At 61.2% G+C, this 12,886-nt stretch carries 14 protein-coding genes; 7 read left to right on the top strand and 7 right to left on the bottom strand.

What is annotated here, in order from left to right:
- Positions 1-356 precede the first annotated feature (356 nt).
- From VSR68_RS41240 to VSR68_RS41220, 5 genes are all read right to left on the bottom strand, one after another.
- Entirely contained in the window at positions 357-1,235 is an 879-nt protein-coding gene (locus tag VSR68_RS41240; RefSeq protein ID WP_342945189.1) for a hypothetical protein, read from the bottom strand.
- Between the two features lie 163 nt (positions 1,236-1,398).
- Positions 1,399-2,031 carry a response regulator gene (locus VSR68_RS41235; protein WP_087737877.1) on the bottom strand — a complete coding sequence of 211 codons (633 nt, stop codon included), beginning with the start codon at positions 2,029-2,031 and terminating at the stop codon, positions 1,399-1,401.
- On the bottom strand, positions 2,028-3,653 hold the full coding sequence (locus VSR68_RS41230) for a response regulator (RefSeq protein ID WP_342945175.1): 1,626 nt from the start codon (positions 3,651-3,653) through the stop codon (positions 2,028-2,030). Before VSR68_RS41230 ends, VSR68_RS41235 begins: the two co-directional genes overlap by 4 nt.
- Positions 3,650-5,806, bottom strand: coding sequence for an ATP-binding protein (locus tag VSR68_RS41225; RefSeq protein ID WP_342945174.1), 2,157 nt, complete (start codon positions 5,804-5,806; stop codon positions 3,650-3,652). Before VSR68_RS41225 ends, VSR68_RS41230 begins: the two co-directional genes overlap by 4 nt.
- Positions 5,807-5,980: 174 nt before the next feature.
- The gene (locus VSR68_RS41220) at positions 5,981-6,301 is read right to left on the bottom strand and encodes a hypothetical protein (protein WP_342945188.1); all 321 of its coding nucleotides are present in this window, start codon (positions 6,299-6,301) and stop codon (positions 5,981-5,983) included.
- Between the two features lie 308 nt (positions 6,302-6,609).
- Between VSR68_RS41220 and VSR68_RS41215 the strand changes: the two genes are divergently transcribed.
- From VSR68_RS41215 to VSR68_RS41200, 4 genes are all read left to right on the top strand, one after another.
- Entirely contained in the window at positions 6,610-6,855 is a 246-nt protein-coding gene (locus tag VSR68_RS41215) for a hypothetical protein (RefSeq protein ID WP_342945173.1), read from the top strand.
- Between the two features lie 26 nt (positions 6,856-6,881).
- Positions 6,882-7,091 (top strand): hypothetical protein, encoded by a 210-nt coding sequence (locus tag VSR68_RS41210; RefSeq protein ID WP_342945172.1) that lies wholly within the window; start codon positions 6,882-6,884, stop codon positions 7,089-7,091.
- Between the two features lie 10 nt (positions 7,092-7,101).
- A complete protein-coding gene (locus tag VSR68_RS41205) occupies positions 7,102-7,380 on the top strand; it encodes a hypothetical protein (RefSeq protein ID WP_342945171.1) in 279 nt (92 codons plus the stop codon).
- Between the two features lie 162 nt (positions 7,381-7,542).
- A complete protein-coding gene (locus VSR68_RS41200; RefSeq protein WP_342945170.1) occupies positions 7,543-7,863 on the top strand; it encodes a hypothetical protein in 321 nt (106 codons plus the stop codon).
- 543 nt (positions 7,864-8,406) lie between these two features.
- Here VSR68_RS41200 and VSR68_RS41195 read toward each other — a convergent pair.
- On the bottom strand, positions 8,407-9,747 hold the full coding sequence (locus VSR68_RS41195; RefSeq protein WP_342945169.1) for a cytochrome-c peroxidase: 1,341 nt from the start codon (positions 9,745-9,747) through the stop codon (positions 8,407-8,409).
- Positions 9,744-10,217: a FixH family protein gene (locus tag VSR68_RS41190; protein ID WP_342945168.1), complete on the bottom strand. Its 474-nt coding sequence runs from the start codon at positions 10,215-10,217 to the stop codon at positions 9,744-9,746. The genes VSR68_RS41195 and VSR68_RS41190 overlap by 4 nt, the downstream gene beginning before the upstream one ends.
- A gap of 121 nt (positions 10,218-10,338) precedes the next feature.
- Here VSR68_RS41190 and VSR68_RS41185 point away from each other — a divergent pair, with 121 nt between their 5' ends.
- The 3 genes from VSR68_RS41185 to VSR68_RS42990 all read left to right on the top strand — a co-directional run bounded on the left by VSR68_RS41185 (position 10,339) and on the right by VSR68_RS42990 (position 12,668).
- Entirely contained in the window at positions 10,339-11,121 is a 783-nt protein-coding gene (locus tag VSR68_RS41185) for a helix-turn-helix domain-containing protein (RefSeq protein WP_342945167.1), read from the top strand.
- Between the two features lie 421 nt (positions 11,122-11,542).
- The gene (locus VSR68_RS41180) at positions 11,543-11,791 is read left to right on the top strand and encodes a hypothetical protein (RefSeq protein WP_342945166.1); all 249 of its coding nucleotides are present in this window, start codon (positions 11,543-11,545) and stop codon (positions 11,789-11,791) included.
- 439 nt (positions 11,792-12,230) lie between these two features.
- Complete coding sequence (locus tag VSR68_RS42990; protein WP_428983703.1) at positions 12,231-12,668, top strand: DUF695 domain-containing protein; 438 nt, start codon at positions 12,231-12,233, stop codon at positions 12,666-12,668.
- The last annotated feature ends 218 nt before the right edge of the window (positions 12,669-12,886 follow it).

Raw genomic sequence — 12,886 nt, 5'->3', positions numbered from 1 at the left:
CGTCAGGTCCAGCGTTTCAATCTGTTCGGCCGGTGTCGCGAAACCGCCCTGCCCATCGCGTTTATCCTCGAACGCGGTGGCCGCACAGTGAAAGTATTTCTGCATGGTGACTGAAGTTGGCGCCGTACTTCCTGTCTTTTCATTTCCGTACCACGCTGAAACGTACACTACTGAGCCATCGAACATCGAACTACCGCAGCGACCCACTCCGGTTGGTCAGTCCTCCGAATCAGCTGTTCAACGTTTGACGTGAATCGCTTCGAGGGCTTGTTCCTGACTCACCATCCGATTAAAAAAAACAGAATGCCCGCCCGTGTCCGCATTTCTGAATCCGTTGAATGCATGTCTGGCGGCGTCTAAAGGCGCATCCAGTATGTATCGGGAATTTGCCGATCCTCGTCCGACATGAATGGATTGTCTAGCCGTATCACCTTCCGGTCACCCAGATTCCCGAGCTTCAACCCATTCTGAATGTATGGATGCGTGTTGAACAACTGCAGATACGAGCCGTCGCGCCAGGCGGCCGTGAAGCCGCGCTCGATCGTCGCCGCCAGTTCCCGATGATTCGGCGACACATAGAACAGAAAATCGGAACGATACGCGAGCAGCAGACTTTTCTCGACGGCGAGATCGGGCTCCGTCGCCCTGCGCGATTCCAGTTCGGGATACGCCTCGATCACACCGCGCGGGAAGTAGTCGACGCGTCGGCCCTCCAGCATCCTGAAGATCGTCTCGTACGTCGAAGGTGTCTGCACGCGAAGGCCGGCGTTGCGCATGATCCTGGCATCGATCCAGCCGAGCCCCTGCACGCCCGTCATCAAGCGAAGGTCCTCCAGTGTTTCGATCCGGTCGAAATCGGCCTGGCGGTCCTGTCTGATCAAAAACACGCGATAGCCGATCAGACCACGATGAATCGGGATATGTACGACGTTCAGGCCGCGCTCGGCCTGTGCCTCCATGCTCGTCCAGTGCAGGTTGATCGTCGTACCGCTGGCGAGTTCGGCAAGCGCGCGGCCGCGCTCCATCACGACTTCGAGCTGACGCGTCGTATACGACGCGTTGGCCGCTTTCATCGCGACATCGAGCGTAGCGAGCGCGAACGCCGCATGCACGTCGCGACCCGGCCTGATCTGTGGATAGACAATGTCGAAATGCTGTTCCGGTGCGGCCCGCGCGGTAAACACCGCACCTGCGGCAGCGCTCGCCGCCGTGATAATAAAGCGCCTGCGATGCATAACCACTGATGACTCGAACTGGTCGTACGGTGGCTCGCGTTTTGCCGGCGAGCCTCACGAAATCCTGTCACGGGCGATACCGCAAAAAAATGCGGACAAACCCCCGACAGAACCCTCACCGATACCCGATTCGTTCTTTGCATTTCGCCGGGCGAGCTTCCGTCTACTCGACGATCAATCCGTGCCGGATCGCGTATCGGATCACCTCGGCATTGTTGGAAAGGCCGAGTTTCTGCATCAGTCGCATCTTGTGTGTACTGATCGTTTTCGCGCTGAGCGCGCACGCGTCGGCGATTTCGTTGATGCTCCTGCCCGCCGCGAGCATCTGCAGCACCTGAAATTCGCGATCCGACAGCACTTCGTGCGGCGGCACGTCGCCGCGATGTGTTTCGAAGACCATTGCATCGACGAGTTTCGGATCGATGAAGCGGCCGCCGTCCGCGAGCTTGCGGATCGCCGCGAGCAGCACGTCCGGGTCGCTGTCCTTGGTCAGATAGCCCGTTGCGCCCGCGCGCAATGCGCGCGACGCCACCTGCGCCTCGTCGTGAATGCTCAGCACGAGTACGGGCAGCGAAGGCTGCTCTGCCCGTACTCTGCGGATCAGATCGACGCCGCTGATGCCGGGCATCGTCATGTCGAGCAGCAGCAGATCGACGACGCAACTGCGCAGCTTGTCGACTACTTCTGCCCCTTGAGCCGCTTCCGCCGCGACGACGATATCGCTCGTGGTTGCGATGATCTGCCTGAGTCCGCCACGGACGATCGCATGATCGTCTGCAATGAGTATCCTGATCATGTTCGAGATTCGCCATTGAGCGGAATGTGAATCGAAACCGTGGTGCCCGCGCCCGGCGCGCTGCCGATCGAAAGCGATCCGCCGATCAGCCGCGCGCGCTCGTTCATGCCGAGCAGGCCATATGAGTAGTCGCGCTTCACCACTTGCTGGTCGAAACCGCGACCGTCATCACGCACGTGCAGTTCGAGCTTCTCGGGCGTCAAGATCAGCGTCACGTCCACGCGCGTTGCGTCGGCATGACGCGTGACGTTCGTCAGGGACGCCTGCACGATGCGGAACACAGCCGTCGCGTGCGCATCCGACAGCGCGGGCTCGCCACCGACAATGCGCAACTCGCAAGGAATCGGATTGCGGCGGTTGAACTCGTCGACCAGCCATTCGAGCGCCGACACGATGCCGAAATTGAGTGCAGCCGGCCGCAAATGACTCGCGACGTTGCGCACCATCCAGATCGTGCCTTCGACCAGTTCGCGCATGTCATCGGCTTTTTTCGTTGCCTCCGGATCGTGCGTGAGGCGCATCTTGAGCAGTGACACGTCCATTTTGAGCGCAGTCAGCAACTGGCCAAGCTCGTCGTGAATCTCCATCGCGATGCGCTTTCTCTCCTCTTCGCGGATCGCCTCCATGTACGCGGACAGCTCGCGCTGCTGCTCGCGCGATTCGACGAGCTCCTGTTCCATCTGCTTGCGCCCCGTAATGTCGTTCAGGCCGACATAGATCGCGGGCGAATCGTCGTAGGTCGCGACACGCGCCGTCGCCATCGCCCAGAACTGCGTGCCGTCGGGACGCCGGAACTGCACCTCCGCATTTCGCAGGCAGCCCTCCGTCCTCAACTGCTGGATCAGATGCTCGCGCTCGCCTGGATCGGCGTAGAAATCCGCGATATTGGCCGACATACCTTCACCCATGCCGAAGAGTCCGCGCAGCGGCTCGTTCGTATACAGGATGCGCCCCGCCGGCATCGATGTAATGCACAACGGCACCGGACTGGTTTCGACGATCGCGCGAAAGCGCGCCTCGCTTGCCTGCAGGCGCGCGTCCGCGCGCCGCCGCTCATCGATTTGCGCCTGCAGGTTCGCGTTGGCACGCGCCAGTTCTTCGGTGCGCAACGCGACGCGCCGTTCGAGGTCGTCGCGCGCCTGCGATAGCGCAGCCTCCGTTTCCTTGCGCACGGCCACTTCGGCGAGCAGTTGCCGGTTCTGGGCGAGCAGCTGCTTGTGCATTGCGCGCAGCTCAAGATGCACGCCGACGCGCGCCAGCGTCTCGTCGACGCGCAACGGCTTGGTCACGTAATCGACCCCGCCCGCCGAAAAACCCTCGACGCGATCCTCATTGCCCATCAGCGAGGTCATGAAGATAACGGCGATATCGCGCGTGCGTTCGTCGCGCTTCAGACGGCGACACGTCTCGAAGCCGTCGATGCCCGGCATCTTCACGTCGAGCAGGATCACGTCGGGCTGCGCGAATGCCGCGCGCTCCAGCGCTTCGATACCGTCAAGCGCGACCAGCACGCGGATGCCGCGCGCTTCAAGACTGTCGACGACCACGCCGAGATTCGCGGGCGTATCGTCGACTATCAGGACCGTGTCCGTATGTACGACCGAATCGGCGAAACGGCTCATGATGCGGTGTTCCCTTCCAGATACCGCTCGACGAGTTGCAGGATCGCCTTCGACTGATACGCGCGCGCCAGTCGATGCAGCCGCGCGGCGAACGCCGCGTGCGCCGGATCGCTTGCCGCAATGCGTTCCGACCACTGAACGATGCCGCGCATGTTGCCGTCGCGCGCGAGCTGATGCAGTTCGTTCATTGCATCGATGGACATTGAGGCGGGAAACGCCAGAGGGGTATCGGGCGCAACGTCGGCCCACGCGGCACCTTGAATCCAGGTAATAGCGAGCAAATCCGCCATGCGTGCGAGCAGCACATCGAAATCCACCGGCTTCGCGATGAACGTATTCGCACCCGCATCGAGACTCTTCGCGCCGTCCACGCCGAACGGCGTCGCCGATACCGCTATGATCGGCACGCGCGCGAATTCGTGCATCGCGCGCAGACGCTGCGTCACTTCGAGACCATCGATGCCCGGCATCACGATGTCCGTGAGGATCAGATCGGGATGCTGCGCCTGCGCGGTCGAGATGCCGTCGCGGCCGTTGTCGGCCTCGACGGTATCGAAGCCGAGCCGCTCCAGCAGTTCGACGACGACTGTGCGATTCACCTGCACGTCGTCGATCACGAGCACCTTCAGACGCGGGCCTTCGTAGCCCGTGACGACAGACGCAGGACTCTGCGCGCGCGACGCCGGCAGTTCGACGAGCGACGGCGGCAGTTCGAACCAGAACACGCTGCCTTGGCCTACTTCGCTTTCGACGTGCACCTCGCCGCCCATCGCGCGAACAAACTGCCGGCTGATCGCAAGGCCGAGGCCCGTGCCGCCCGCACGCCGTTCTGCGCCGCTCGCCTGCTCGAATGGCATGAAGATTTTCTCGTGATATTCCGCGCGAATCCCGATGCCCGTGTCGTGCACTTCGAAGCGGACTGCACCGCTTGCGCTTCGTCCGATATGCAGACGCACGCTGCCTTCATCGGTGAATTTCACGGCGTTCGACAACAAATTGAGCAACACCTGGCGCAACCGGCGTTCGTCGGCGCGCACACCGGATGGGGCATCGGCGGCGACCGCGCATTCGAACGCAAGCCGTCTCTGCTCGACCTTCACGCCGATAATTTCGCGTATCGAATCGACGAGACCTGAGAGCGGCACATCGCAGATCTCGATGCGCAGCTTGCCCGCTTCGACTTTCGCGAAATCGAGCGTCTCGTCGATCAACGTCAGCAGATGTTCGCCGCTTTGCTGGATCACGGCGACACCATCGCGCTGACGCACGCTCAACGTGCTGTCGCGCCCGAGGATCTGCGCATAGCCAAGAATGCCGTTGAGCGGCGTGCGTAGTTCGTGGCTGAGATTCGCGAGGAATTCGCCTTTCGCGCGATTGGCCGCTTCCGCCGAGCGCCGTGCTTCGCGCTCGATGGCCGCCTCGCGCTCGTCGAGATACGCGCGATGCAGGCGCATACCCATCGCGTTGAACGCGGACACCACGCGGTCGAGTTCATCCGCCTCGCGCGGCGGCGTACGCCGCAGGACGAATGGCCGCGGCGGCTCGTGGAAATCGTAATCGCTGACCGTGCGCGCGATCGCCGCGAGATGCCGCGTGACCAGCCGCCACAGGATATAGAACGTGAAGAGCGCGACCAGAAATGTATTCGCACCCTGGCTCACGAGGATCACGAGCGCGGTGCGCGCAAGCTCGTGATAGAGATTGGCGAGCGTCGCCTCCACATACAGGGTGCCGATGCGTTGCACCTTGTCCTGCACGCGGTACAGGATCGGAAACTCCCGCGTGACCGTCATCTCCGTCATGCGCTCGCCCACGGCCACGACCATCGGTGTGTCCGCCGACGGCGACTCGCGCACTTCGGCGGCGCGAATATCCGCGAGGCGAAGCATCCCTTCCAGTTCCAGCTTCAGTTGAGGCTGATCGAGCCGCCATAGCGCTTCGCCGAGACTGTCGCGATAGCTGCGGTCGATATCGACGAGACGGTTCTGAATCTGCGCGATGCCGCGCTCGTAGTCGCGATAGAGCTGCACCGCCGTCAGGATCAGCGTGATCGCGCAGCTAAAGACGAGCACCGTCGCGAGCAGCCGCAGCACCACGCTGCGCCGGACGTAACGGAGCCCGCTCCACCATGCGTCGAACCTGTCGAGAGCCATATCTTCCCGCGAGTGCCCCGTTGTGTGTGTCCTATTCTGCACTCGATGCCAAAGCCCGGTCTACCGCGCCTCGCCCCGGTTTCAAACATCCGATGAAACAACACGCGCGCCCGCCCGCAGTCACTGTGCCCTGCCCGCATGTCTTCATGCGTTTTTGCCTGCGGTGTCCTTTTGTTATTCCGGCACCTCCCCCACCGCCATCAGCCGGACCGTGCGCGCCGGACGTTCTATCAGTTCGTCGATCAGTTCGGCCATTTCGCACAGCGTCTGAAACCCGTACGCGTCGAGCTGGTCCGCATGATGGCGCCGCAAATAGCGCATCGTTTCACCCACCCGCCGCAAAGCACCAGGCGCGCTGTCGGTCAACGGCCAGCAATGCAACAGATACGCGAGCGGCGTCACGCTGCGCGTCTCGCACCAGGTGTCGAACAGCCGCAGACAGAGCGAATCGACCTGCTCGACAACGTTCTCCCGCTCGGACAGATAGGCCATCATGATGCTTCGGATCACATCGCGTTTCGATGCCTCATCATCTGCGATCAGAACTTGTGTCGCAGTCAGCGCACGCGCAAAGACGGTCGTGTGACATCCTGATTCGCGCGTCAGGAAATCCTTAACTCCCAGTCACGCAGCAAGCCCGGCGCCGGTGAAAACCCCTATATGCCGTTGCTTCACGCTGCGCCGGTTCAGGAAATCCTGACGATTCAAATCAGCGCTTCCTGAGACGACATTCCGCCGCCGCCGATTGGGCACGCGCACCGCTCCCCCGTAGCATCGGTTCATCGTGCATCGCGGGGAAAGTCATGGCGGGTAACAGATCGCTGCGTTCTCAGGTCGAAAAACTGGTCGGCTCGACACGAAGCCGGGCAGCGCGCGTGCGCCTGCTGGAACGCTCGCGCTCGGGTGGAACGTGTCGCGTGTGCATTCAGATCGAGCGGCCGACCGGTTCGTTCTCCCTCTTCTTCTTTCGCCATGCCGACGGCACATGGCATGTGTTTCCGCCAGACCGACGCCGACCGGAGATGGGGATAGGCCGCGAGGCAGCCTGATCGTTCTGCGAGCCAAGGAGACGCACATGCACGACGACGCTTCAAATGGACTGCCGCAATATGTGATCGACCTGCGTGCATGGCTCAGCGACTGGTATGACCATGCGTTCAATGTGGGCTACATCCATCCGCCCTTCACACTCGACGAAGCGATTGCGGACCGCCTCGAGGGGTACTTTAAGGCGGGCCTGACGCCAGCCGAAGGCGCGATGGCGTTCTTCGGCTTCGTGCATTGAGAGGCGAGCGATGAGGTTTGAAGAGTTCGATGCCCGCTTGTCGCGCCTGCTGGTCACGATGCCTGCCGGGACGACCGCCGATCTGACGGACGGCATGATCGCCTGGTGGAATGGCGCGCGGACAGTCTGTGCGTGGATTGGCGCAGGCGACGATGGCAGGCACAGCGGATTGCACGCACGTGAACTCGACCTCGCCGACGACTGGGGACAATTCCATGACTGGCTCGTCGCATGGATTGACGAGCCGCGCTTCAGCGCGCGTGCGGGTGTGGATGGTTATGGACGCTGACGGACGCGAAGACACCAGCGCTCGTCGCAGTTGCTCACTGAGGAGATCGGCAAGAAAGCGCGGGGTACGGCGTCGGTCGATCGCGGCAATCGTCGCCGCGGTCGGCGAGCCCGGCCATCCGTGCTGAAGATGCTTGCTCGAGAAAATTTGCGGAGCCAATCAATGAAACTTATCGTCGGGCGTTATCGCGGATTCGCTATTGAGGCGCACATGGAGCCGCGGACGGTCCGGTCGTCTGATGGTGTGGCGCTGAGATACCGCGTCGCGTGGTCGTTGCACACACGGACGTTAAAAGAAAAGGTCATCGGGGACTTTGCCGATCCCGTCATATACGATTCGGAGAGCGTCGCTCTCACCTGCGTCGACCGCAACGCTCGCACCCTTATCGATGCCATGCTGGCGGATGGTTTCGAGCGCGGCTCGGTCAGTCTGCTTCCGTCCACTCTAAATGCAAGCCTGCATGGTTTGGACGGTCATTCCTGAGGACCGTTCGAAGCGGGCGCTCGAGCATCACGCAGTGAGTCGCCGCTCCCCAGGATGGCATGCGCGCCGGCTTGCCAGCTACCGGGTCCGTGCTTGCCCGGTTACGCTCGAATTGTGCGCTTGACGGTGGAAACAATGTGCTTGCCCTCGATCTCGAACACGGATGGAGGGTTCGTTTCTGTGGCCGGGAGTTCGTCGGTTGCCATTGTCTATGTGAGGGAATATCGGACCACCGGAACGCGGGGTGTCGCACGATGGCTTCGCTTCTTAGCGGGCAACCCGCCTACGCGCTTTCGGCTCACGCCTGTGAGCCGCCCAGGCCGTCTCATCGAGCAACCGGGCGAAAAACCGGTTCAGCATCGACTCAGGCAGGGGCGATAGCCCCGAGCAACGAATTGAAAGCGAGGCCACTGACTGCAAAGTATAGGAGCAAGGAAAGTTCGAGATCAGCCCGACGCAATGACTCCGTCTTGTCGAACGGAGCCTTCAGGTAGGCAGCCAGAGGTGAGGCGTTCCTCTGGCGTCGGCTTCAGGCAGTTCGATCTATCGAATGGGGCGTTCCACGACAGGCCCTGACAGCGCTTTCAGGAACGCGACTACGTCCTGCATTTCCGCCTCCGTCAAGCGGATGGGTCCACGTCCGATGGACCCCGAGTCACTCTGAGCCAGTTCGGAATGCCCGACTACCGCTGCGGGCGAACGCACGTAGTGCTGCACTACGGCTTCAAGGTTCTCGTACTGACCCGCGTGCATGTACGGAGTCCGCAGCGCCACATTACGCAAGCTCGGGGTCTTGAAGGCGCCTTCCATGCCGGGGTCGTCGGTCGCCATGAAGCTCAGCTCCTGGCAGCCTTGTGGCGGCGCATCGCTGTAGCGACTCAGGCAGTTGAATTCGTCCGACCGAACCCTGGTTGTGGCAGGCGCGCGGCCGAGGTCCGGGTGCGCCGGGTCTCTGGGCGGAACACCCGTGTTGTGGAAGGCCTGGTCGGTCAGGAGCGGGCCGTTGTGGCAGGTCGCGCATTGAGCCTTGCCGATGAAGAGGTGCAGTCCCTTGACCTCCTGGGTCGATAGCGTTTGCTGGCCCGTGTCGTCATCGGTGAGAACCGCCTCAACATACCTGTCGAACCGGGATTCGCCGTAGGTCACCGTCCTCTCGTAGGCCGCAATGGCCTTCCCCAGGTTGGCGAAGACCCGGTTGACGGCATCGCGCTGTTCGCTAGTCATCCGCGACCAGGCCTGTTTCTCGTCGGTGCTGCCAAGCGGGCTAGCGTTGGCAGGCAGGCCCTGCAGGTTCGGGAGAGTGCCAAACAGCAACTCGTACTCGTGTTGGTAATGCGTTCGCACGACTTGAGCGAACTGGACGCGGTTGCCTCCGTGCTCGGCAGCATCCTCCATCGGGCCCAACGCCTGCGACCACTGACTGTCCTTGCGGCCGTCCCAGAAGAAGAACGGGCTGTAAGCCGACGCGGCAACGGGCATGGTGCGACGCCTTCCAAGCCCAAGACCTTTTCCGACCGGCAGCCCGTCCTGAAACTGGCGGTCGGGCGCATGGCAGCTGGCGCACGAGACCGCCCCGTTGCGAGACAGGCGAGCATCCGCGAACAGCCGCTTGCCGAGCGCGGCAGCATCAGGTTTGTCTGCAACCGTGTTCGACGGGTCGGGCGGAGGCGCAGGGAGCCTGCTCAGGCGCATCGAGGCCAGGACGGCCCGTTCCTCCTTCGACCAGCTGTCAAGGCGGTCCGTGGCGCCGTCGGCGCGCCCATAGCCGAGAAGCAAGACAAGCGGCGTATTGGCCAAAGCCACCGCGACCAACGCACCCGTCAGTCTTCTGTGCACGGTTGACCGCGCTGACGGACGCGGACCCGATTGGCGCTGCTGGCTCACGAAGCGGATTCCTTTCCCTGCGCCGCCACGCGCCGAATCCCGGAGTCATCGACGATGACGTTGAATTCGGCTTCGTCGGTGACGCCCCCAGCCTCAATCGCCAGATGCATGTCCCACCAGCCTGACATGCTGAACTTCATGCCTTCGAGGGCATAGACGCCAGGCGCTACCTCGCGCGTAATTCGGGGCTTGGTCGGGAATCCGTGGCCGTGCTCGGGCATACCCCCGTCAAAGCCAATCGTGGCTTGAGATACAGGTTTTCCATCGGGCGTCTTCACGCGCACCTGCCAGGCGTGCATCTGGTTGATAGCCGGCCCCGACGCCGGCGGGTCCATGCGGACGACGAACTTGCCGTGGGAGCTGGGGTGCTGCAGCGAAAGGTCGAGGTTCACCGGCGGAGTACCGCAGCCGGCGGTGAGAAATGAAACGGCGACCGCGGCGAGTGCAGCCGGCGCGGAAAATCTGAACATGACTGGGGTCCTTTACAATGTGCTGTCGGAAGTCCAGTATTTTTGGGGACCCGTCCGGAATGAACTTGAACGAAACGGCTGAGTTGAGGAGGCAGTTGTGACAGAACTGCGGAGTGGTTCCATGCAGCCGACCATGACGCGCGGTTCGGGTCGCGTCTACTTCTGGCAAGGCGGCAGCCTCTGGATAGGAGAAGGCCAGGGTAGAACGCAATGGCATGAGCACCATGCTCATCAGCTCACCGTCGCCCTGAGCGGCCGCTTCCGCTTTCGCACGGAGGCCGAGGGGGCCTGGACTGCCTACGAAGGCGCCATCGTCCCCAGTAAATGCGCGCACCAGTTCGAAATTGATGGCGCGGCCACTCTGGCCCACGTCTTTGTGGAACCCGAAACCCGCGCTGGGCGCGCACTCACCGCACGATTTACCTCTAATGCCGTTGCCGAACTTCCAGCCGCCGGTGCACGAGCCGCTGCCAGGTTGCTGTTCGAAGCTTTACAGTCGAGCCAGTTGGCCGAGGACATGGTTGCGGCCGCAACATTAGCTGTCGCAGAACTGTGTGAAACTGCCACCGGACCGGCCGAGGAACTGGACCCGCGCCTTACCCGGGCCCTGGAATATATCCGCTCAAATATTCGGGATTCACTCTCGCTGAGCCAGGTGGCCTCCGCAGTCGCTCTGTCGGAAAGTCGCTTTCGACACCTGTTCGTCGCCGGGACCGGCAGCTCGTTCAGAGCGTACCTCCTCTGGTTGCGCATCAATCTCGCCATCGAGGCGGCCATGTCGGGCGCGTCCTGGACCGACGCCGCGCATGTGGCAGGATTTGCAGACTCGGCTCACTTAACTCGCACCCACAAGCGCATGTTCGGCTTCGAGCCGACAGCAGTGCGCCTTCAACCGACAGCGTGAGAGCGCCCCCTGCGGTGGCCGCCCACAGCGGCGTCACAGGCAGGCCAGGCTACCAGCCTCCAGGTCGGCAGGACAAAAGCGACCCTAAACGATGCGTTGGTTAAACGAATGCGCATCGCGCGTGCAAGCCATCGAATTTCACAAGGCAAAATGGAACCGCATGTCCCAAAATTCCTCGATGCGTGACGCGACGCCAGCGCTGCGCATGAGGAAACCGCTTTTTATGTTGTAAAACTCGACGCGCAAGCCATTGATTCATTGATGTCTTTACCTTGAACTCTGGTGACTCTTTTGACAGCGTCCGCTTCGCTTTCTTCGGTACCCTCTTCTGTAAGAGGCGGATGTTCGACGACTCGCAATGCAACCCAAAGCAGGTCGATGCGAACGGACCCAGTGCTTTTCATAACGCTGGAGACATCACATGCAGCACGTCTATGTGGAACCTGTACCGAAGGGCCGATGGGGCCCTGTTGATGGCTATACCGTCGAATTCCAAGACGGCACCAAACTTAGTCAGGAAACTTACCGTTCGGAAATGCTCGCGGTCAGCGAGAGCAAACTGCGGGGCTACGTACCACTACTTGCTACTGTTCGCGTAACAGACAAGGCAGTTGCCGAGCACTGGCAAGCGGCCAAGACCCTGCTTGAACAAGCTCAAGCTGACCGGTAGTGCTTCAACGCTGTCGAGTATCGAACTGTCTACTACAGCCCGGAGAGCGGCGAGAGCCAGGCTGTCTTCTATGAGTTCATCAGCCAGGATGGCTCTTGGCTCCTGAATAACGCGTACTTCTAATTCTGCTGTCGGCGACGGTGTACCACGCCGTCGCGTCGAATGTGGCCCGGCATAGTGGCGCACTTCTTCGCGTCGAATGCGAAGGAGTGTCCTATAAACTGCTTATCATTGACATGGCACCGACGGCAATATGGCGTGGTTTGACTACCGCGTGCCGGCAAGATTGTGGAAGAATTTCAACGCGGCTATCCTCGCGAAGATTTAACAACTCGGGCAGAAACTACCAGCGCACGTCTATGGAGACGACTGTGAAATCTATGGTTTCGCCGGAGACGCCGTCTCCTAACCAAATCGAAGCGTTGAAGAGGAACAACTGATGAGCTCATCCGATTCATCGAGGACATGGAGCACGGCGACTTCGGAAGACCCGAATGGCGGACGCACCATCATTTTTCGCTATGTTCGAGGTTCAGTGGATAACGCGACGAAACTGGGTCAACCAACACTTTGCAGATTAGTTTGGCGATACGAGTCAGGCACTGGCATGCCCGATATCGAGCAGCGTGAAAGAATGGACGAGTTGGAAGACGCACTCGCGCTCGCGATAGAAGCTGATGGCTTCGCAAGTCTGGTGTTGGTCTCTACGGGCGATTGTCGGAGAGAATGGACATACTATGCTGGCTCACAGGAAGACTTTGTGAGCCGGCTGAATCGTGGACTTTCGGGTCACCAAAGGTACCCCATCGAGATATTTGTCAGCCAAGAGCCAGACTGGGAAACATTCGATGACTTCAGGAAGAGGGTTGTCGCATAGGTTTTCGCTCCGCCTCCTCACACGGCTTGTCGGACGCGATGCAGTAAGAGACCCAGGTCTGCTGGAGGCACGAGAGGAACACATTAACTCAATGAGGTTGACCCGGTTCGACGGACAGTTCTGCAGTTGGGTTTAATTCACTGTTGATCCTCCATGAAGGCCGCGGGTTGTCCACGGCCCGGCAGCGGGTCGCCTGTCACGACCATGACGCTGTCGGG

Origin of the sequence: Paraburkholderia phymatum (assembly GCF_038900715.1) — a bacterium.
Taxonomy (GTDB): Bacteria; Pseudomonadota; Gammaproteobacteria; order Burkholderiales; family Burkholderiaceae; genus Paraburkholderia; species Paraburkholderia phymatum_A.
This window is presented reverse-complemented; position numbering and strand designations above follow the sequence as displayed.

Coding starts and splice junctions, on each gene's coding strand:
- VSR68_RS41240 (WP_342945189.1), bottom strand. CDS start 1,235: ATGCATCGCAGGCGCTTTATTATCACGGCGGCGAGCGCTGCCGCAGGT.
- VSR68_RS41235 (WP_087737877.1), bottom strand. CDS start 2,031: ATGATCAGGATACTCATTGCAGACGATCATGCGATCGTCCGTGGCGGA.
- VSR68_RS41230 (WP_342945175.1), bottom strand. CDS start 3,653: ATGAGCCGTTTCGCCGATTCGGTCGTACATACGGACACGGTCCTGATA.
- VSR68_RS41225 (WP_342945174.1), bottom strand. CDS start 5,806: ATGGCTCTCGACAGGTTCGACGCATGGTGGAGCGGGCTCCGTTACGTC.
- VSR68_RS41220 (WP_342945188.1), bottom strand. CDS start 6,301: ATGATGGCCTATCTGTCCGAGCGGGAGAACGTTGTCGAGCAGGTCGAT.
- VSR68_RS41215 (WP_342945173.1), top strand. CDS start 6,610: ATGGCGGGTAACAGATCGCTGCGTTCTCAGGTCGAAAAACTGGTCGGC.
- VSR68_RS41210 (WP_342945172.1), top strand. CDS start 6,882: ATGCACGACGACGCTTCAAATGGACTGCCGCAATATGTGATCGACCTG.
- VSR68_RS41205 (WP_342945171.1), top strand. CDS start 7,102: ATGAGGTTTGAAGAGTTCGATGCCCGCTTGTCGCGCCTGCTGGTCACG.
- VSR68_RS41200 (WP_342945170.1), top strand. CDS start 7,543: ATGAAACTTATCGTCGGGCGTTATCGCGGATTCGCTATTGAGGCGCAC.
- VSR68_RS41190 (WP_342945168.1), bottom strand. CDS start 10,217: ATGTTCAGATTTTCCGCGCCGGCTGCACTCGCCGCGGTCGCCGTTTCA.
- VSR68_RS41185 (WP_342945167.1), top strand. CDS start 10,339: ATGCAGCCGACCATGACGCGCGGTTCGGGTCGCGTCTACTTCTGGCAA.
- VSR68_RS41180 (WP_342945166.1), top strand. CDS start 11,543: ATGCAGCACGTCTATGTGGAACCTGTACCGAAGGGCCGATGGGGCCCT.
- VSR68_RS42990 (WP_428983703.1), top strand. CDS start 12,231: ATGAGCTCATCCGATTCATCGAGGACATGGAGCACGGCGACTTCGGAA.